This is a genomic window from Rhodococcus sp. 14-2470-1b, assembly GCF_002259415.1.
GTDB lineage: Bacteria > Actinomycetota > Actinomycetes > Mycobacteriales > Mycobacteriaceae > Rhodococcoides.
In genome coordinates this window covers 130563-144846 of sequence record NZ_NPFY01000022.1, presented here as the reverse complement: position 1 = coordinate 144846, position 14284 = coordinate 130563, and the positions used below count along the sequence as shown (strand labels likewise).

General features: G+C 63.5%; 15 protein-coding genes. 6 read left to right on the top strand and 9 right to left on the bottom strand.

The window, feature by feature from the left end:
• Nucleotides 1-3 precede the first annotated feature (3 nt).
• The 5 genes from CH293_RS17265 to CH293_RS17245 all read right to left on the bottom strand — a co-directional run bounded on the left by CH293_RS17265 (nucleotide 4) and on the right by CH293_RS17245 (nucleotide 4747).
• On the bottom strand, nucleotides 4-837 hold the full coding sequence (locus CH293_RS17265) for a carbohydrate ABC transporter permease (protein WP_019665371.1): 834 nt from the start codon (nucleotides 835-837) through the stop codon (nucleotides 4-6).
• Complete coding sequence (locus tag CH293_RS17260; RefSeq protein WP_037106032.1) at nucleotides 837-1760, bottom strand: carbohydrate ABC transporter permease; 924 nt, start codon at nucleotides 1758-1760, stop codon at nucleotides 837-839. Before CH293_RS17260 ends, CH293_RS17265 begins: the two co-directional genes overlap by 1 nt.
• On the bottom strand, nucleotides 1757-3079 hold the full coding sequence (locus tag CH293_RS17255) for an ABC transporter substrate-binding protein (RefSeq protein WP_037106029.1): 1323 nt from the start codon (nucleotides 3077-3079) through the stop codon (nucleotides 1757-1759). The genes CH293_RS17260 and CH293_RS17255 overlap by 4 nt, the downstream gene beginning before the upstream one ends.
• A gap of 199 nt (nucleotides 3080-3278) precedes the next feature.
• On the bottom strand, nucleotides 3279-3770 hold the full coding sequence (locus CH293_RS17250) for a general stress protein (protein ID WP_019665374.1): 492 nt from the start codon (nucleotides 3768-3770) through the stop codon (nucleotides 3279-3281).
• A complete protein-coding gene (locus CH293_RS17245; protein ID WP_094720910.1) occupies nucleotides 3767-4747 on the bottom strand; it encodes a CoA ester lyase in 981 nt (326 codons plus the stop codon). The genes CH293_RS17250 and CH293_RS17245 overlap by 4 nt, the downstream gene beginning before the upstream one ends.
• 77 nt (nucleotides 4748-4824) lie before the next feature.
• On the opposite strand from CH293_RS17245, the gene CH293_RS17240 reads away from it, so the two are divergent.
• The 6 genes from CH293_RS17240 (at nucleotide 4825) to CH293_RS17215 (ending at nucleotide 11129) form a co-directional block, all read left to right on the top strand.
• A complete protein-coding gene (locus tag CH293_RS17240; protein ID WP_037106023.1) occupies nucleotides 4825-6099 on the top strand; it encodes a CBS domain-containing protein in 1275 nt (424 codons plus the stop codon).
• A gap of 20 nt (nucleotides 6100-6119) precedes the next feature.
• On the top strand, nucleotides 6120-6665 hold the full coding sequence (locus CH293_RS17235; protein ID WP_176460043.1) for a DUF1003 domain-containing protein: 546 nt from the start codon (nucleotides 6120-6122) through the stop codon (nucleotides 6663-6665).
• Nucleotides 6666-6760: 95 nt separating this feature from the next.
• Entirely contained in the window at nucleotides 6761-7627 is an 867-nt protein-coding gene (locus CH293_RS17230; RefSeq protein WP_176460036.1) for a lytic transglycosylase domain-containing protein, read from the top strand.
• Nucleotides 7628-7705: 78 nt separating this feature from the next.
• Nucleotides 7706-8842 (top strand): Mrp/NBP35 family ATP-binding protein, encoded by a 1137-nt coding sequence (locus CH293_RS17225; protein ID WP_037106015.1) that lies wholly within the window; start codon nucleotides 7706-7708, stop codon nucleotides 8840-8842.
• A 98-nt stretch (nucleotides 8843-8940) separates the two neighbouring features.
• The gene (locus tag CH293_RS17220; RefSeq protein WP_094720907.1) at nucleotides 8941-10401 is read left to right on the top strand and encodes an amino acid ABC transporter substrate-binding protein/permease; all 1461 of its coding nucleotides are present in this window, start codon (nucleotides 8941-8943) and stop codon (nucleotides 10399-10401) included.
• Nucleotides 10398-11129 (top strand): amino acid ABC transporter ATP-binding protein, encoded by a 732-nt coding sequence (locus CH293_RS17215; RefSeq protein ID WP_094720906.1) that lies wholly within the window; start codon nucleotides 10398-10400, stop codon nucleotides 11127-11129. Before CH293_RS17220 ends, CH293_RS17215 begins: the two co-directional genes overlap by 4 nt.
• A gap of 80 nt (nucleotides 11130-11209) precedes the next feature.
• Here the strand turns inward: CH293_RS17215 and tatB are convergent, their stop codons facing one another.
• The 4 genes from tatB to sigE are packed head-to-tail and all read right to left on the bottom strand — an operon-like array spanning nucleotide 11210 to nucleotide 14119.
• Nucleotides 11210-11617: a Sec-independent protein translocase protein TatB gene (gene tatB / locus CH293_RS17210; RefSeq protein ID WP_037106006.1), complete on the bottom strand. Its 408-nt coding sequence runs from the start codon at nucleotides 11615-11617 to the stop codon at nucleotides 11210-11212.
• A 10-nt stretch (nucleotides 11618-11627) separates the two neighbouring features.
• Entirely contained in the window at nucleotides 11628-13145 is a 1518-nt protein-coding gene (locus CH293_RS17205; protein ID WP_094720905.1) for a S1C family serine protease, read from the bottom strand.
• Between the two features lie 16 nt (nucleotides 13146-13161).
• Nucleotides 13162-13497, bottom strand: a complete 336-nt coding sequence (locus CH293_RS17200) for a hypothetical protein (RefSeq protein ID WP_033188102.1) — start codon at nucleotides 13495-13497, stop codon at nucleotides 13162-13164.
• Between the two features lie 16 nt (nucleotides 13498-13513).
• The gene (gene sigE, locus CH293_RS17195) at nucleotides 13514-14119 is read right to left on the bottom strand and encodes an RNA polymerase sigma factor SigE (protein WP_026347834.1); all 606 of its coding nucleotides are present in this window, start codon (nucleotides 14117-14119) and stop codon (nucleotides 13514-13516) included.
• Nucleotides 14120-14284: the final 165 nt, after the last annotated feature.

Below are 14284 nucleotides of genomic sequence, written 5' to 3'. Positions count from 1 at the left end.
CGGTTATCCCTTCACTGCGCCGGACGTCAAGCCCGCCACGATACGTCGTTGGAAGAAGAGCACGAAGATGATGATCGGAATGGTGATGACCACGGCAGCCGCGGCGATGGACCCGGTCGGCTCCTCGAACTGAGAGCTACCGGTGAACTGCGAGATCGCGGCGGGAACGGTGATGGATCGCTCCGTCGCGGTCAGCGAGATCGCGAGCAGTAGGTCGTTCCAGGCGAAGATGAACACCAGGATCGCGGCGGTGACGATGCCGGGTGCCGCCAGTGGTGCGATCACCTTGCGGAATGCCTGTGCGGGCGTCGCGCCGTCCATCTTGGCGGCTTTCTCCAACTCCCACGGAATTTCACGGAAGAACGCCGACAGCGTGTAGATCGCGAGCGGCAGCGCGAACGTGATGTACGGAATGATCAGGCCCGGCCACGTGTCGAACAGGCCGATGGCACGTTCGATGTCGAACAGCGGTGTCACGAGCGAGATCTGCGGAAACATCGCGATCAGCAGAGCCGCACCGACGAGCGCCTTCTTGCCCGGGAAGTCGAGGCGAGCGACGGCGTAGGCAGCCATGGTTCCGATCACGACGGCGATGACCGTGGTGATCAGTCCGATTCCGATCGAGTTGATCAGTGCCGAGGTGAACTGATTGGTCTGGAAGATGCCCTTGTAGTTGTCCAGGGTGAACGAGCTCGGAATGAACTTGCCGTCGGCGATGGTGGCCGTCGACTTGAACGACAAGCTGATGATCCATGCCAGCGGGATGAGCGCGTACAGCAGCACGAGCGCATTGATGACGGTCCAACCGACCTTCTTGCGAGGCGTCACGGTCGTCATTACTTACGGCCTCCGTCGTCCGAGCCCGGTGCCGAGGCACCGAACAATTTGATGAACACGAACGCGATGATGGCGACGCAGAAGAAGATCAGAACGCTGATCGCCGAGCCGAGTCCGAGGTTGAACGCTCCGAACAGGTTGTCGTAGCCGAGAATCGACACCGATCCCGTGCCGTTGCTGCCCTTGGTGAGGACGTAGATGTTGTCGAAGATGCGGAATGCGTCGAGAGTGCGGAACAGCAGCGCGACGAGGATAGCCGGCTTCATCAGCGGAATCGTGATGCGCATCAACCGCGTCCACGCTCCCGCGCCGTCGACCTGAGCGGCCTTGAGCAGATCGTCCGGGACGAGCGCGAGACCGGCGAGCAGAAGCAGCGCCATGAACGGTGTCGTCTTCCACACCTCGGCCAGCACGACGATGGCGAGCGACGGAATCTGCTCCGTCAGAGGGGCACTGCCGTCGGGCAGCAGGTTGGCGAGGTAACCGGTGCCCGGCGTCCACGCGTAGTACCAGCTGTACGCCGCGGCGACGGTGACGATGCCGTACGGGATCAGCACGACCGTCCGCACCAGTCCGCGGCCGAAGATCGTGCGGTGCATGATGAGCGCCACGGCCAGGCCGAGAACGAACTCGATGATCACGGAGATGATGGTGATCGCGGTGGTGACACCGAATGCCGTCCACCAGTATCCGTCGGTGAGCACGGTGACGTAGTTGGAGATTCCGACGAATTCACGATCGTCGGGGAACGCAAGGTTGTACTTCTGCAGGCTGAGCCAGAAGGCGTAGATGATCGGGTATCCGGTCACTGCGATCATCATGATCGCGGCGGGAGCAACCAACATCAGACCCAGCCGGCGTTCGGCCTTCTTGCCGTCGGAAACCTTCTTCAGAATCTCCTGTTTGTCCAACGTCTCGCTCATGGAATCAGCCCTTCCGAATTGACAGCCTTGGAGACCAGGTCGGCGAGCTTGTCCACGTCCGCAACGGGATCGATGTTCTGAGGTGGATTGAGCGCGTCGGCGAGCAGGATCGAAATGCTCTGGTAGGCAGGTGAGACCGGTCGGACCGCAGCGTTCTCGATGGAGTCGAGCACGCCTTCCCACGCCGGGTAGACGGCCTGGAATTCAGGGTCCTGATACAGCTGCGCCAGCACAGGCGGAACTCCACCGTTGACGGCGTTGTTGCGCTGGTTGTCCTCGTTGGTCAGGCACTCGACGGCTTCCCACGCGAGGTCCTCGTGCTGAGTGGTCTTGGCGACGCCGATGTTGAAGCCACCGATGGTCACCTTGGCCGGAGTGTCCGGGATGACCGCTGGGTACGGCGCACTGCGGAACACCTCGGCGACCTTGGCATCCTGTTGATCCGCAGGGACGTTCGTCAGATCGAGGAACGGCACGGCCCCGGCGGCCGCGTTCTCCTTGATGCCGGGGAGCACGAACGGGTAGTTGACCTGGAATGCCGAGTTGCCTGCCTCCATACCGAGACGGGCGGTGGCCTCGTCGGTCTGCGAGATCGACGGGTCGTGGCCGTCGGCCGTGGCGACGCGCTTCATGATCTCGAGTGTCTTCTCGGTCGCCGCACGATGTTCGGGGGTGTCGTTGAGCGTCACCGTCGTACCGTCGTCGGCGACGACCTGACCGCCTGCGCTGACGAGGAGGCTGTTGAACCACACCATCAAGCCCTCGTACTGCTTGGCCTGGACGCCGATGTACGCGGGTTTGCCTTCGGCCGCGTTGGATTCGGCTTCGTCGATCATCTGGTCCCACGTCTGCGGCGGCTGACCACCCGGCACCTGATCGGGTCGGTACCACAGCAGCTGCGTGTTGGAGTTCAGTGGAACCGCGTACAGCTGGTCCTGCCACTGCGCCGTTGCGAGCGGGCCTTCCAGCGTGGCGCCGCCTTCGAGCTTTGCTGCGAGATCATCCGGGACCGGAAGTGCCCAGCCGGCCTCGGCGAACTCGGCCGTCCACACGACGTCGAGCGTCATCAGGTCCAACGAGTTGTCGTTGCCCGCCAGACGTCGGGCCAACTGCAGTCGCTGATCGTTCGCACTCTTGGGGAGAGTTCGCTGTTCCACTCGATAGCGTCCGTTCGACGCGGCCGAACACGCCTCCGCAGCGGCGGCGTACTGCTCGGCGCCGTCCGCTGCGGTGTAGAAACTCAGTACAGGTGTGCTGCTGTCGGAGGATCCGCAGGCTGCGAGCAACGGGCTGGCGACCAACGCAGCGGCCGCCAACACCCCTATTCTGGTTGCGTGTGCAGGCCTCGCACCACGAGGCCTTTGACTACGTTGTCTCGGCACTTTCCGCCTCCGTATTTTCGATTACGTATACAGAACTTCCTTATTGACTGTCCTGTACGTAAAGAAACGTAACCGAACGAGGGCCGGCGAAAGGGATATTGGGACTATTCCGTAACCTGCCGTCGCGACGAACGCGTCAGAGCGCGAGACGCGCGAGCAGATCGCGTGCTTTCTCCGCACTCTTGGGCTCGCACAACACGTCGTAGCGACCGGCGACCAACTGCATGCTCGACGCGAAATCTCGCTGACCCTTGGTGGCCGCGTACGGAATGGCCGCGGAGATCAATCCGAAGATGACGCCGCCGACGATGCCGATGATCAACGCCCCGAGAATGTTGCCGTTGGTGAAGATACCCAGCACCAGGCCGAGGAACAGCCCGAGCCAGGCGCCCGAGACGACGCCTCCGCCAATGACTTTCGGCCATGTCAACCGACCGAGAACACGCTCGACCTGCATGAGGTCGACGCCGACGATAGTGACGTCCTGAACCGAGAACTCCTGGTCGGACAGGTAGTCGACGGCCTTCTGCGCTTCGGCGTACGTCGGGTAGGAACCGATCGGCCACCCGGACGGCGGAGTCGGAAGACCCTGACCTGGACGGCCGGGCTGCGAAAGTGGATTCGTCATTGCTCTATTGTGCCCGAATCTGAACTTTGTGTTACTTCACTACGCAGCATTCCTGCCGCGCGTCCTTTCGCACTGACCACCAGAGCCATCTTTCTCGACGCCTCGTCGATCATCTCGTCTCCGAGCATCACCGCACCGCGGCCACCACCGGCTTCGGAAGTATGAAATTCGTACGCCTCGAGAATGTTCTCGGCTTTGTCGAAATCGGCCTGCCGGGGCGAGAAGATTTCGTTGGCGGCATCGATCTGTGTCGGATGCAGCACCCACTTGCCGTCGAAGCCGAGACCGGCCGTGCGGCCAGCGGCGCGGCGGAACGCGTCGAGATCACGGATCTGGAGGTACGGACCATCGATCGCCTGCAGTCCATGAGTACGCGCGGCGAGCAGAATGGTCATCAGGATGTGATGGTAGGCGTCACCGGTGTCGTACCCCTCCGGCTGTTCGCCGACGACGAGGGTGCGCATGTTCACACTGGCCATCAGATCCGCCGGACCGAACACGAGAGTCTGCACACGGGGACTGGCCGTCGCGATCTCGTCGATGTTGCGCAGGCTGCGGGCGCTTTCGATCTGCGGTTCGATCCCGATGGCGCCTACCTCGAGTCCGCTCGTCTTCTCGACCTGGGTCAGAAGCAGATCGAGAGCTTCGACGTGCGCGGCGGTCTCGACCTTCGGGAGCAGAATCGCATCCAACCGAGCGCCCGCACCGGAGACGACGTCGATGACGTCGCCGTAGGTCCAGGGCGTCGTCCAGTCGTTGACGCGAACGACCTTCAGTTGGTCTCCCCATCCGTCGGACAGCAGCGCTTCGACGATGCGTCCGCGCGCCTCCACCTTGGCGATCGGGGCGACTGCGTCCTCGAGATCGAGGAAGACAGCGTCGGCCTTCAGTCCTTTGGCCTTCTCGATCATCTTCGCGGAACTGCCGGGAACCGCGAGGACGGATCGGCGGGGACGGTCTTGCTTCACCGAGCTCATTCGAGCCTCATCGCTCCCTGCTTGGTCACCGGCTGTCGATTCTCCGGTTCGTACTGTCACGCTCTAACCTTTCCATCATGGCAGCACTGAGCAAGCTATTCGCAGCCAGGCTCGCGGGTCTGGTCGTGCTCGGCCCCGACGGCGAATCGATCGGCCGCGTTCGCGATCTCGTCATCACCATGCGCGTCGGTCGCGCCCAACCCCGAGTGCTCGGCCTGGTCGTCGAACTCGCGACGCGCCGAAGAATTTTCGTGCCGATGCTGCGCGTCACCAGCATCGAGCCCAACTCCGTTCAGCTCAACACCGGCAACGTGAGTCTGCGCAGGTTCTCGCAGCGAGCCAATGAAATCCTCGTCTTCGCGCAAATTCTCGACTCCAAAGTCCGCGTCGACGACCCGGAACTCGAAGAGCTGCACGACGCGGAGTCCATCGTCGTCGACCTGGGTATCGAACTGACCCGAACCCGTGACTGGCTCGTCGCCCGGGTCGCGGTCCGGCGCAGCCGCGGCAGGCTCGCGCGCCGAGGTGCAATCCATGTCGTGGACTGGCAACACGTCCAAGGTCTGACCCAGAACGAGCTGTCCCTCCCCGGCCAAGGCGTCGCGCAGCTGTTGATGCAGTTCGAGGACCTTCGGGCTGCCGACGTGGCCAACGCGATGCGTGAGCTGCCGGTGAAACGACGGATGGAGGTGGCACACGCCCTCGACGACGAGCGGCTCGCCGACGTCGTACAGGAACTTCCCGACGACGATCAGGTCGAACTGATGCATTACCTCGGCGTCGAACGCGGCGCCGACGTGCTCGAGGCGATGGATCCCGACGACGCAGCCGACCTTCTGGGTGAACTGCCCGAGCCCGAGGCGGAATCGCTGCTACGTCTGATGGACCCGGAGGATTCCGCTCCGGTTCGGCGCCTTCTCGAACACTCACCGGACACAGCCGGTGGTCTGATGACCACCGAACCGGTGGTGTTGAACGCGTCGACGACGGTGGCCGAGGCTCTCGCCCGGGTGCGTAACCCGGATCTGACGCCTGCGCTGTCCTCGCTGGTGTTCGTCGTTCGCCCGCCGACGGCAACTCCGACCGGTGCTTACCTCGGGTGTGTTCACCTTCAGCAATTGCTCCGCGAACCGCCGGCGAGCCTGGTCGGCGGCGTGATCGACAAGGCACTGCCGAAGTTGTCGCCGGAGGACAGCCTGACGGCCGTCACCCGATATTTCGCGACGTACAACTTGGTGTGCGGGCCGGTGGTGGACGACGAGGATCACCTGGTCGGAGCAGTGACAGTGGACGACGTTCTCGACCATCTTCTTCCCGAGGACTGGCGTGATCAGGAGGTGGCAGGACAGTGAAGGAATCCGCTCGGCAGCGCATGGACACACCGCAGGGTTCGCGGCTGTTCAACTGGCATCTCGACGTCGACCTCGGCAGCTCGGGAGAGCGCGCCGCCCGCTTCCTCGGCACCGGACGGTACCTGGCGATCCAGACGATCATCGTCATCGTCTGGATCTTCCTTAACGTTGCCGTCGTCGCGCTTCAGTGGGACCCGTATCCGTTCATTCTGTTGAACCTCGCGTTCTCGACGCAGGCTGCCTACGCCGCCCCGCTGATCCTTCTCGCGCAGAACCGTCAGGACGACCGCGACCGGGTCTCGCTGGAAGAAGACCGTGCTCGGGCACAGCAGACGAAGGCGGACACCGAGTTCCTTGCCCGCGAGCTGGCGTCGCTGCGTATCGCCGTCGGTGAGGTCGCGACTCGCGATTACCTGCGGCGTGAGCTCGACGAGATCCGCGAGTTGCTGGAACAGATGGGCGGCGAGCCGTCCGCGGCGCCGAAGAAGTCCAGGAAGAAGCAGAGCCTACGTAAGCGTGACGACGGTCCGGCGCCGGAGAACGACGCCCAGTTCGACGTGGATTAGTTCCGCCCGGCCGCTTGATAACGGCCGTGTAACGGAACGATCTCGAATCAGGTACCCTCGACTCCGGTTCGCAAACGATCAGGAGGTACCGACGCGTGGGACGTCACAGAAAAGCATCGAATTCCAACGTACGCCGGAATTCGGTGATTGCTCTGACGGGTCTCGTCCCCGCAGGACTCGTCACCGCCGCCACCAGCGCAGGCGCGGCCGAGTACATCCCCTTCATGACGACCAACTCCACGGCGCAGGAAGCCGAGCCCGTCGTGGAAACACCCGCCCCCATAGCGGACGACACCGCGGCACAGCCCGTCGCCGCAGCCGAGGCACCCGTTCCGCAGGCAGCACCCGTCCCGGCACCCGCGCCGGAAATCCCGCCGACGCCGGAATTGCCGACGAGCCTCGCCGCCAGCCCCATCGCAATCCCGACGGTCAACGTCTCCGCCTACAAGAACGCCGAGCGGATTCTCGCCGAAACCCAGCCCGGCTGCGGAATCAGCTGGACCATCATCGCCGGCATCGGCCGCGTCGAATCCACCCACGCCAACAACGGCAAAGCCGACGACCTCGGACAGCTGCTCGAGCCCATCCTCGGCCCCCGCCTCGACGGATCGCTCGCCGGCAACAACGTCATCGCCGACACCGACGGCGGCGCACTCGACGGCGACCCCAACTTCGACCGCGCAGTCGGACCGATGCAGTTCCTCCCCGAAACCTGGAACCGCTACAAAGCCGACGGCAACGGCGACGGCATCTCCGACCCACAGAACCTGTACGACGCAGCCCTCGCCACCGGCGACTACCTGTGCGACGGCGGCCTGAACCTCCGCGACCTCGGACAGACCACCAAAGCCATCCTGCGCTACAACAACTCCATGGCCTACGTCGCCAACGTCCTCGCCTGGTCCACCGGCTACGCCACCGGCATCGTCCCCACCTCCGACCAGCTCCCACGCATCCACTGAGGGTCATTCCGCAGGCTCCACTCCCGCCTCCCCAGGGTCATTCCGCAGGCTCCACTCCCGCCCCACTAGCATGAACTCATGGCAGTACTGACGGAATCCGACGTTCGAAGCGCACTCTCGAAAGTCATCGATCCGGAAATTCGCAAACCCATCACCGACCTGGGAATGGTCAAGGGTGTCACCATCGGCGACGGAGGATCCGTCGACGTCGGCATCTACCTCACCACTGCTGGTTGCCCGATGAAAACCGAGATCAGCGACCGCGTCACCAAAGCCGTCGCCGATGTCGCGGGGGTCGGCACCATCACCGTCGAGCTCGACGTGATGAACGACGAGCAGCGCACCGAACTCCGCAAATCTCTCCGCGGCGATTCCGCGGAACCGATCATCCCGTTCGCTCAACCCGGCTCGCTGACGCGTGTGTACGCGGTCGCGTCGGGCAAGGGCGGCGTCGGAAAGTCCTCGGTGACGGTCAACCTCGCCGCATCGCTGGCCAAGCGTGGCCTGTCGGTGGGTGTGCTCGACGCCGACATCTACGGTCACTCGGTCCCCCGCATGCTCGGCAACGACGCCAAACCCACTCAGGTGGAGAAGATGATCATGCCGCCGCAGGCGCACGGCGTGAAGTTCATCTCGATCGCGCAGTTCACCACGGGCAACACACCCGTGGTGTGGCGGGGACCGATGCTGCACCGCGCGTTGCAGCAGTTCCTTGCCGACGTGTTCTGGGGCGACCTGGACGTGCTGCTCCTCGACCTCCCGCCCGGCACTGGAGACATTGCCATTTCGGTGGCTCAGTTGATTCCCGGCGCCGAGATTCTCGTCGTGACAACGCCGCAGCAGGCTGCCGCCGAGGTCGCCGAACGCGCAGGCGCGATCGCTCTGCAGACCCGTCAGCGCATCGCCGGAGTCGTGGAGAACATGTCGTGGCTCGAGCTGCCCGACGGCACCCGCATGGACATTTTCGGGTCCGGCGGCGGCCAGGATGTCTCGGATCGGCTCACCAAGGCCGTGGGCGCGAAAGTGCCTCTGCTGGGCCAGATTCCACTCGACACTGCAGTCCGCGAGGGTGGCGACGCCGGCACTCCGATCGTGTTGGCGCAGCCCGAGACTCCGGCCGCGCAGGCGTTGGAAGCGGTGGCCAAGCAGCTCGCAGTGCGGGAGCGCGGACTCGTCGGAATGTCGCTGAGCATCGACACCACCCGAAGGGCCTGATACCACCCGAATGCACACCTGTCGAGGGTTGGAGTCTTAGAATTCGCCAAGTCTTACACTTTGGTGAGAATCCTTTTCTTCGATAGAGAGTGGCCTGCATGAAGAAGCCGCAATCGAGTCGGACGGTACTCATACCGATCGTGCTCGCCCTTTTCGTGACCCTGGTGGGGTCGCTGTTCGGTTCGGCCCTGGCGTCGGCGCAGCCGCCGCCTCCGTCCGGACAGAACTACTCCATCGCCACCGATACCACGTTCGCTCCCTTCGAGTTCCAGGACGAGCAGGGCAAACTCGTCGGAATCGACATGGACCTCCTGGCCGCGATCGCCGCGGACCAGGGCTTCACCTACAACGTGGAGCAGGTCGGTTTCGACACCGCCCTGCAAGGCGTCACGAGCGGTCAGTTCAACGGCATGATCGCCGGAATGTCCATCACGGACGCGCGTAAGGCAACGTTCGATTTCTCGGATCCGTACTTCGACTCCGGCGTTCAGATGGCAATCCTCGAGTCCAACAACGACATCGAGGGCTACGAGGACCTGCGAGGCAAGTCCGTCGCCGTCAAGAACGGCACCGAGGGCGCGACGTTCGCCACCTCGATCGCCGACCAGTACGGCTTCACCATCCGCAGCTTCGACGACTCCGCGACGATGTTCGAGGAAGTTCGGACCGGAAACTCCGCGGCAGCGTTCGAGGACTACCCGGTGCTGGCGTACGGCATCACGCAGGGCAACGGGTTCAAGACGGTGACCGAGAAGGAGTCGGGCGCGAGCTACGGCTTCGCGGTGGCAAAGGGCACCAACGCCGAGTTACTTCAGCAGTTCAACACAGGCCTGGCCAACCTCCGCGAAAGCGGCCAGTACGACGACATCCTCGACACCTACCTCAGCGCCGAGGCATCCACCTCGGACACCTCGATTCCCGGGCTCATCGCCAGTAGCTGGCAGCTGCTGCTCAAGGGCCTCTGGCTGACCGTCGTTCTCACCGTCATCTCCATCGCGATCGCTCTGGTTCTCGGCGCGATCTTCGGCCTGTTCCGAGTCTCGTCCAACATCGTGCTCCGGGGAATCGGTACGACGTACGTCGATATCTTTCGCGGCACACCGCTTCTGGTGCAGGCATTCTTCATCTACTTCGGCGTCCCTGCGGCCCTGAACTTCCAGATGTCCGCATTCACCGCGGGCATCATCACGCTGTCGCTCAACGCAGGCGCCTACATGGCCGAAATCGTCCGAGGCGGAATCCTCGCCGTCGACAAGGGCCAGATGGAAGCGTCGCGCAGCCTCGGTATCAGCTACCTCAAGTCGATGCGCCGCGTCGTCATGCCGCAGGCCATCCGCACGATGATTCCGTCGTACATCAACCAGTTCGTCATCACGTTGAAGGACACGTCGTTGCTGTCGGTCATCGGCCTGGCCGAGCTGACACAGACAGGCCGACTGATCATCGCCCGCAACTTCGAGTCGTTCAACATGTGGCTGATCATCGGCGTCATGTACTTCATCATCATCATGGCACTCACCAAGCTGTCGAACCGGCTCGAGAAGAGGATCAACAAGTGAGCACCAAGATTTCGATCAAGGCGCTGGAAAAGGCATTCGGCGACAACAAAGTCCTCAAGGGAATCGACGCCGAGATCGCCAACGGCGAGGTCGTCTGCGTCATCGGACCATCGGGATCCGGTAAGAGCACCTTCCTGCGATGCCTGAACAAACTCGAGGACATCACCGGCGGCCACGTCGTCGTCGACGGCGTCGACCTGACCGACAAGAACGTCAACCTCGACAAGATCCGCCAGAACATCGGCATGGTGTTCCAGCACTTCAACCTCTTCCCGCACATGACGGCACTCGAGAACGTCATGCTCGCACCCGTCGAGACGAAGAAGATGTCGAAGTCCGAGGCCAAGAACACGGCACTGAAACTGCTCGAGCAGGTCGGACTGTCCGAGCGCGCGGACTACAAGCCCGCCAGCCTCTCCGGCGGTCAGAAGCAGCGCGTCGCAATCGCCCGAGCACTCGCGATGAGCCCGTCGATCATGTTGTTCGACGAGGCCACCTCCGCACTCGACCCCGAAATGGTCGGCGAAGTGTTGCAGGTTCTGCGCGACCTCGCGAAAGGCGGCATGACAATGGTCGTCGTCACCCACGAGATGGGCTTCGCCCGCGAGGTCTCGGACCGAGTCATCTTCATGGCCGACGGCGTCATCGTCGAAGAAGGAACCCCGGATCAGCTCTTCGGCAACCCGCAGAACCCTCGGACCCAGGACTTCCTGAACAAGGTGCTGTAACGCTCCACCCACGGCATGAAGGCGCCACCGCAGCGGTCAGACAGCTGCGGTGGCGCATTCATGCTGTAACGAAAAGAGCGCTACGTGGCGTCGGAGTCGATGGGAGGGGTCTGGCCCGCGGGCAATTTCTTCTCGAGCGACGGCTTGGCGGGGGTGTTCGGGGTCCCGTTGGAACTGCCGTTCGGCTTCTTGGAGTCGAAGTTGCCGGTGAAGATCGAGTCGTCGCCGTCGAGCAAGTGTTTGGTGATGACGGCGCGCGGGGTCATGCCGCGGAGCTGATTGAGGTCGGCGAGGGGTTTGCGCAGGTCCTCGAAGTCGGTGCCCAGCTCGTCCTTGAGTTGCTGGCTTGCGCCGTTGGCGTAGTCCTTGACCTGGCGGATGGACTTGGTGACCCAGCTGATTGCGCCGGGCAGCCTGTCTGGACCGAGGATGACGAGTGCTGCTACCAGGAGAATGACGAGCTCTCCCCAGCCGATGTTGCCGAACACGCCTGTCAGCCTAGTCCGAAACCGGGGTGACCGACACATCGACGAGTCTGCCGGACCGGACCAGCTGCACCGGCGTCGACTGACCGATTTCGCTTGATTGGACGGCGACAACCAGCTCATCGGCGCTGGTCACAGCACGATCACCTACTCTGGTAATGACGTCGCCCTCGACGATTCCGGCTTCCTGGGCAGGCCCTCCAGCGCGAACGTTCGCCACTTCTGCACCGGACGTTGCGTCGTTGATCACCGATCGAGCGTTGATGCCGATGTCCGGGTGTTTCATCTCGCCGGTCCGGATCAGCGACTGAGCCACCTCGGTGACGTCGTCGATCGGGATCGCGAAACCGAGACCGACAGATCCGCCGCTCTCGCTGCGGATGGCCGAGTTGATGCCGATGACGCGGCCTTCGGCGTCGATCAGTGGTCCACCGGAGTTACCCGGGTTGATCGCGGCGTCGGTTTGCACTGCGTCGATGACGGCGTCGGTGTCGGTGCCTTCACCGGACAGTCGCACGGGCCGATCGAGTGCACTGACGATGCCGCGGGTGACGGTTTTGTTCAGACCGAGCGGCGAGCCGACGGCGACGACGTCCTCCCCCACCTGGACGTCCGCGGAGTTGCCGAGCTCGGCAACGGTGAGGTTGCCTACATCGGCCTTGAGCACTGCGAGGTCGGTCTTGATGTCGCGACCGACGATGTCGGCGGGAACCTTGGTGCCGTCGGAGAACGTCACTTGCAGCGTCGCTCGATCGGGGTTGGTGGCCGCCATCGAGATGACGTGATTGTTGGTGACGATGTACCCCTCGCCGGCGATGACGACGCCGGAGCCGGTCCCTGCGTTGTCGCCGAGTGTGACCTGAATGGACACCACGGACGGCAGGACTGCATCGGCTACGCGTGCCACCTGCCCTTGGGGCAAGTCTTCGCCGCTCGACTGCGTCAGATTCACCTTCTGACTGGTCAGAGCTCCGGTGACCTCGGCTGTTTCACGCCCGATGAGGCCGCCGACAAGACCGATGGCCAGTGCGACGACGCCGAGAACGACGAGCGCTTTCGGGGCGACCTTCTCACCGAACAGAACCTCACGGACACCGAGCTTCGGGCCGAACGGCCGGACTGCGGGCTCGGGAATGTCCTCGGCTGCGGCGCCGAGCCTGACGGTGGAGTTCGGATCGCGCCACGGATCCTCGGGTTCTGGTTCGGGCTCCGGGGGGCCGGTGGGAGCATCGGGATCGCGCTGCAGCGATTCCTGCGCGTCGGTGGGCCTGCCGAACGCCTCGGCGAGAACAGGATCGGGGGCGCGCGACGTGATTCTGGGCGACGGTTCGCCCCGACGGGCAGCGGGGGTGAAGGAGCCTTCGACGTCGCTCGGACGACCGAACGCTGCAGTGGCTGCGGGGTCCACCTCCGGCCGGTAGACCGGCCGCGGTGGTAGCCGCGGCGCCTCCGGGTCAGTGTCGGTGCTGCGATCTGTATTGGTGCTCACGCGTTCCCGGTACCCCTCGCTCACGTCGGTCACAGCGGCCAAGATTACACAGGCGACCCTAACGGCGTCGGCGACGAAGGTTCACGACCGACGTCACGATGACGCGTCGGCGTCGCTCGACCTCTGCTTTGACCTCGGGCGGCTCGCACATCGGGATCTGACTGAGCAGACCGAGCAACGAGTTGGGCATCGACATCTCGCCCGAATCCTTCAGTGCGCTGCGCGCCTGTTGCTGGGCGTCGACCTCTGCTGCGCACTCGGGGCACTCCGCAATGTGCCGGGCCGCGCGAAGGTACGCGTTCATGCGGAGCTCTCCGTCGGCGAATGCAGCAATCGCTTCGCTGGCCAGATGTTCGGTAGAGCTGAACCGCCGTGGCTCTCGGGCCTGCGTCATCCAACCCTCCTCGTAGCTACTGAACACTGGCGTGAGAAGTGTCGACCTTCCCGTTCACTCGAAGGTACTCCCGTAGCGCCGCGCGTCCACGATGGATACGACTACGCACCGTCCCGAGCTTGACGCCCAGTGTCGCACCGATCTCTTCGTAGGACAGGCCTTCGATGTCACACAGCACGATCGCTGCGCGGAACTCGGGCGCCAACGAGTCGAGCGCGGACTGCAGATCCGGATCCAATCGAGCGTCGTGATAGATCTGCTCGGGGTTGGGCGTCTCCGACGGCACCCGGTCGTAGTCCTCGGGCAACGCCTCCATGCGGATGCGATTGCGTCGACGAACCATGTCGAGGAACAGGTTGGTGGTGATGCGGTGCAGCCAACCCTCGAACGTTCCCGGCTGATAGTTCGACAGGGACCGGAACACCCTGATGAACGTGTCCTGCGTCAGATCCTCGGCATCCTGGGCGTTACCGGACAACCGGTAGGCAAGACGGTAGACGCGGTCACCGTGCTCACGGACCAGTTCGTCCCAGGACGGCATGGTGGCGTCCTCGCCGCTGGCATCGAAAGCGGCGGTGCCGCTCAGTTCGGCGGTGTCTAGATCTTCTTTGATCTCGTAGATGGCTGGATCCTCCTGCTCAGGAACACGTACCAGTACAACCAGCGACACCGCCGGGATGTTCCTGTTTCGCGTTGCTCGTCGATCAAGCGATCACAAGTAGCTTCTCCCACTCGCGTGTGGCCGACGTGTGAATAACCTGAGGTGCCGCTGAGAAACCTGTCCGCT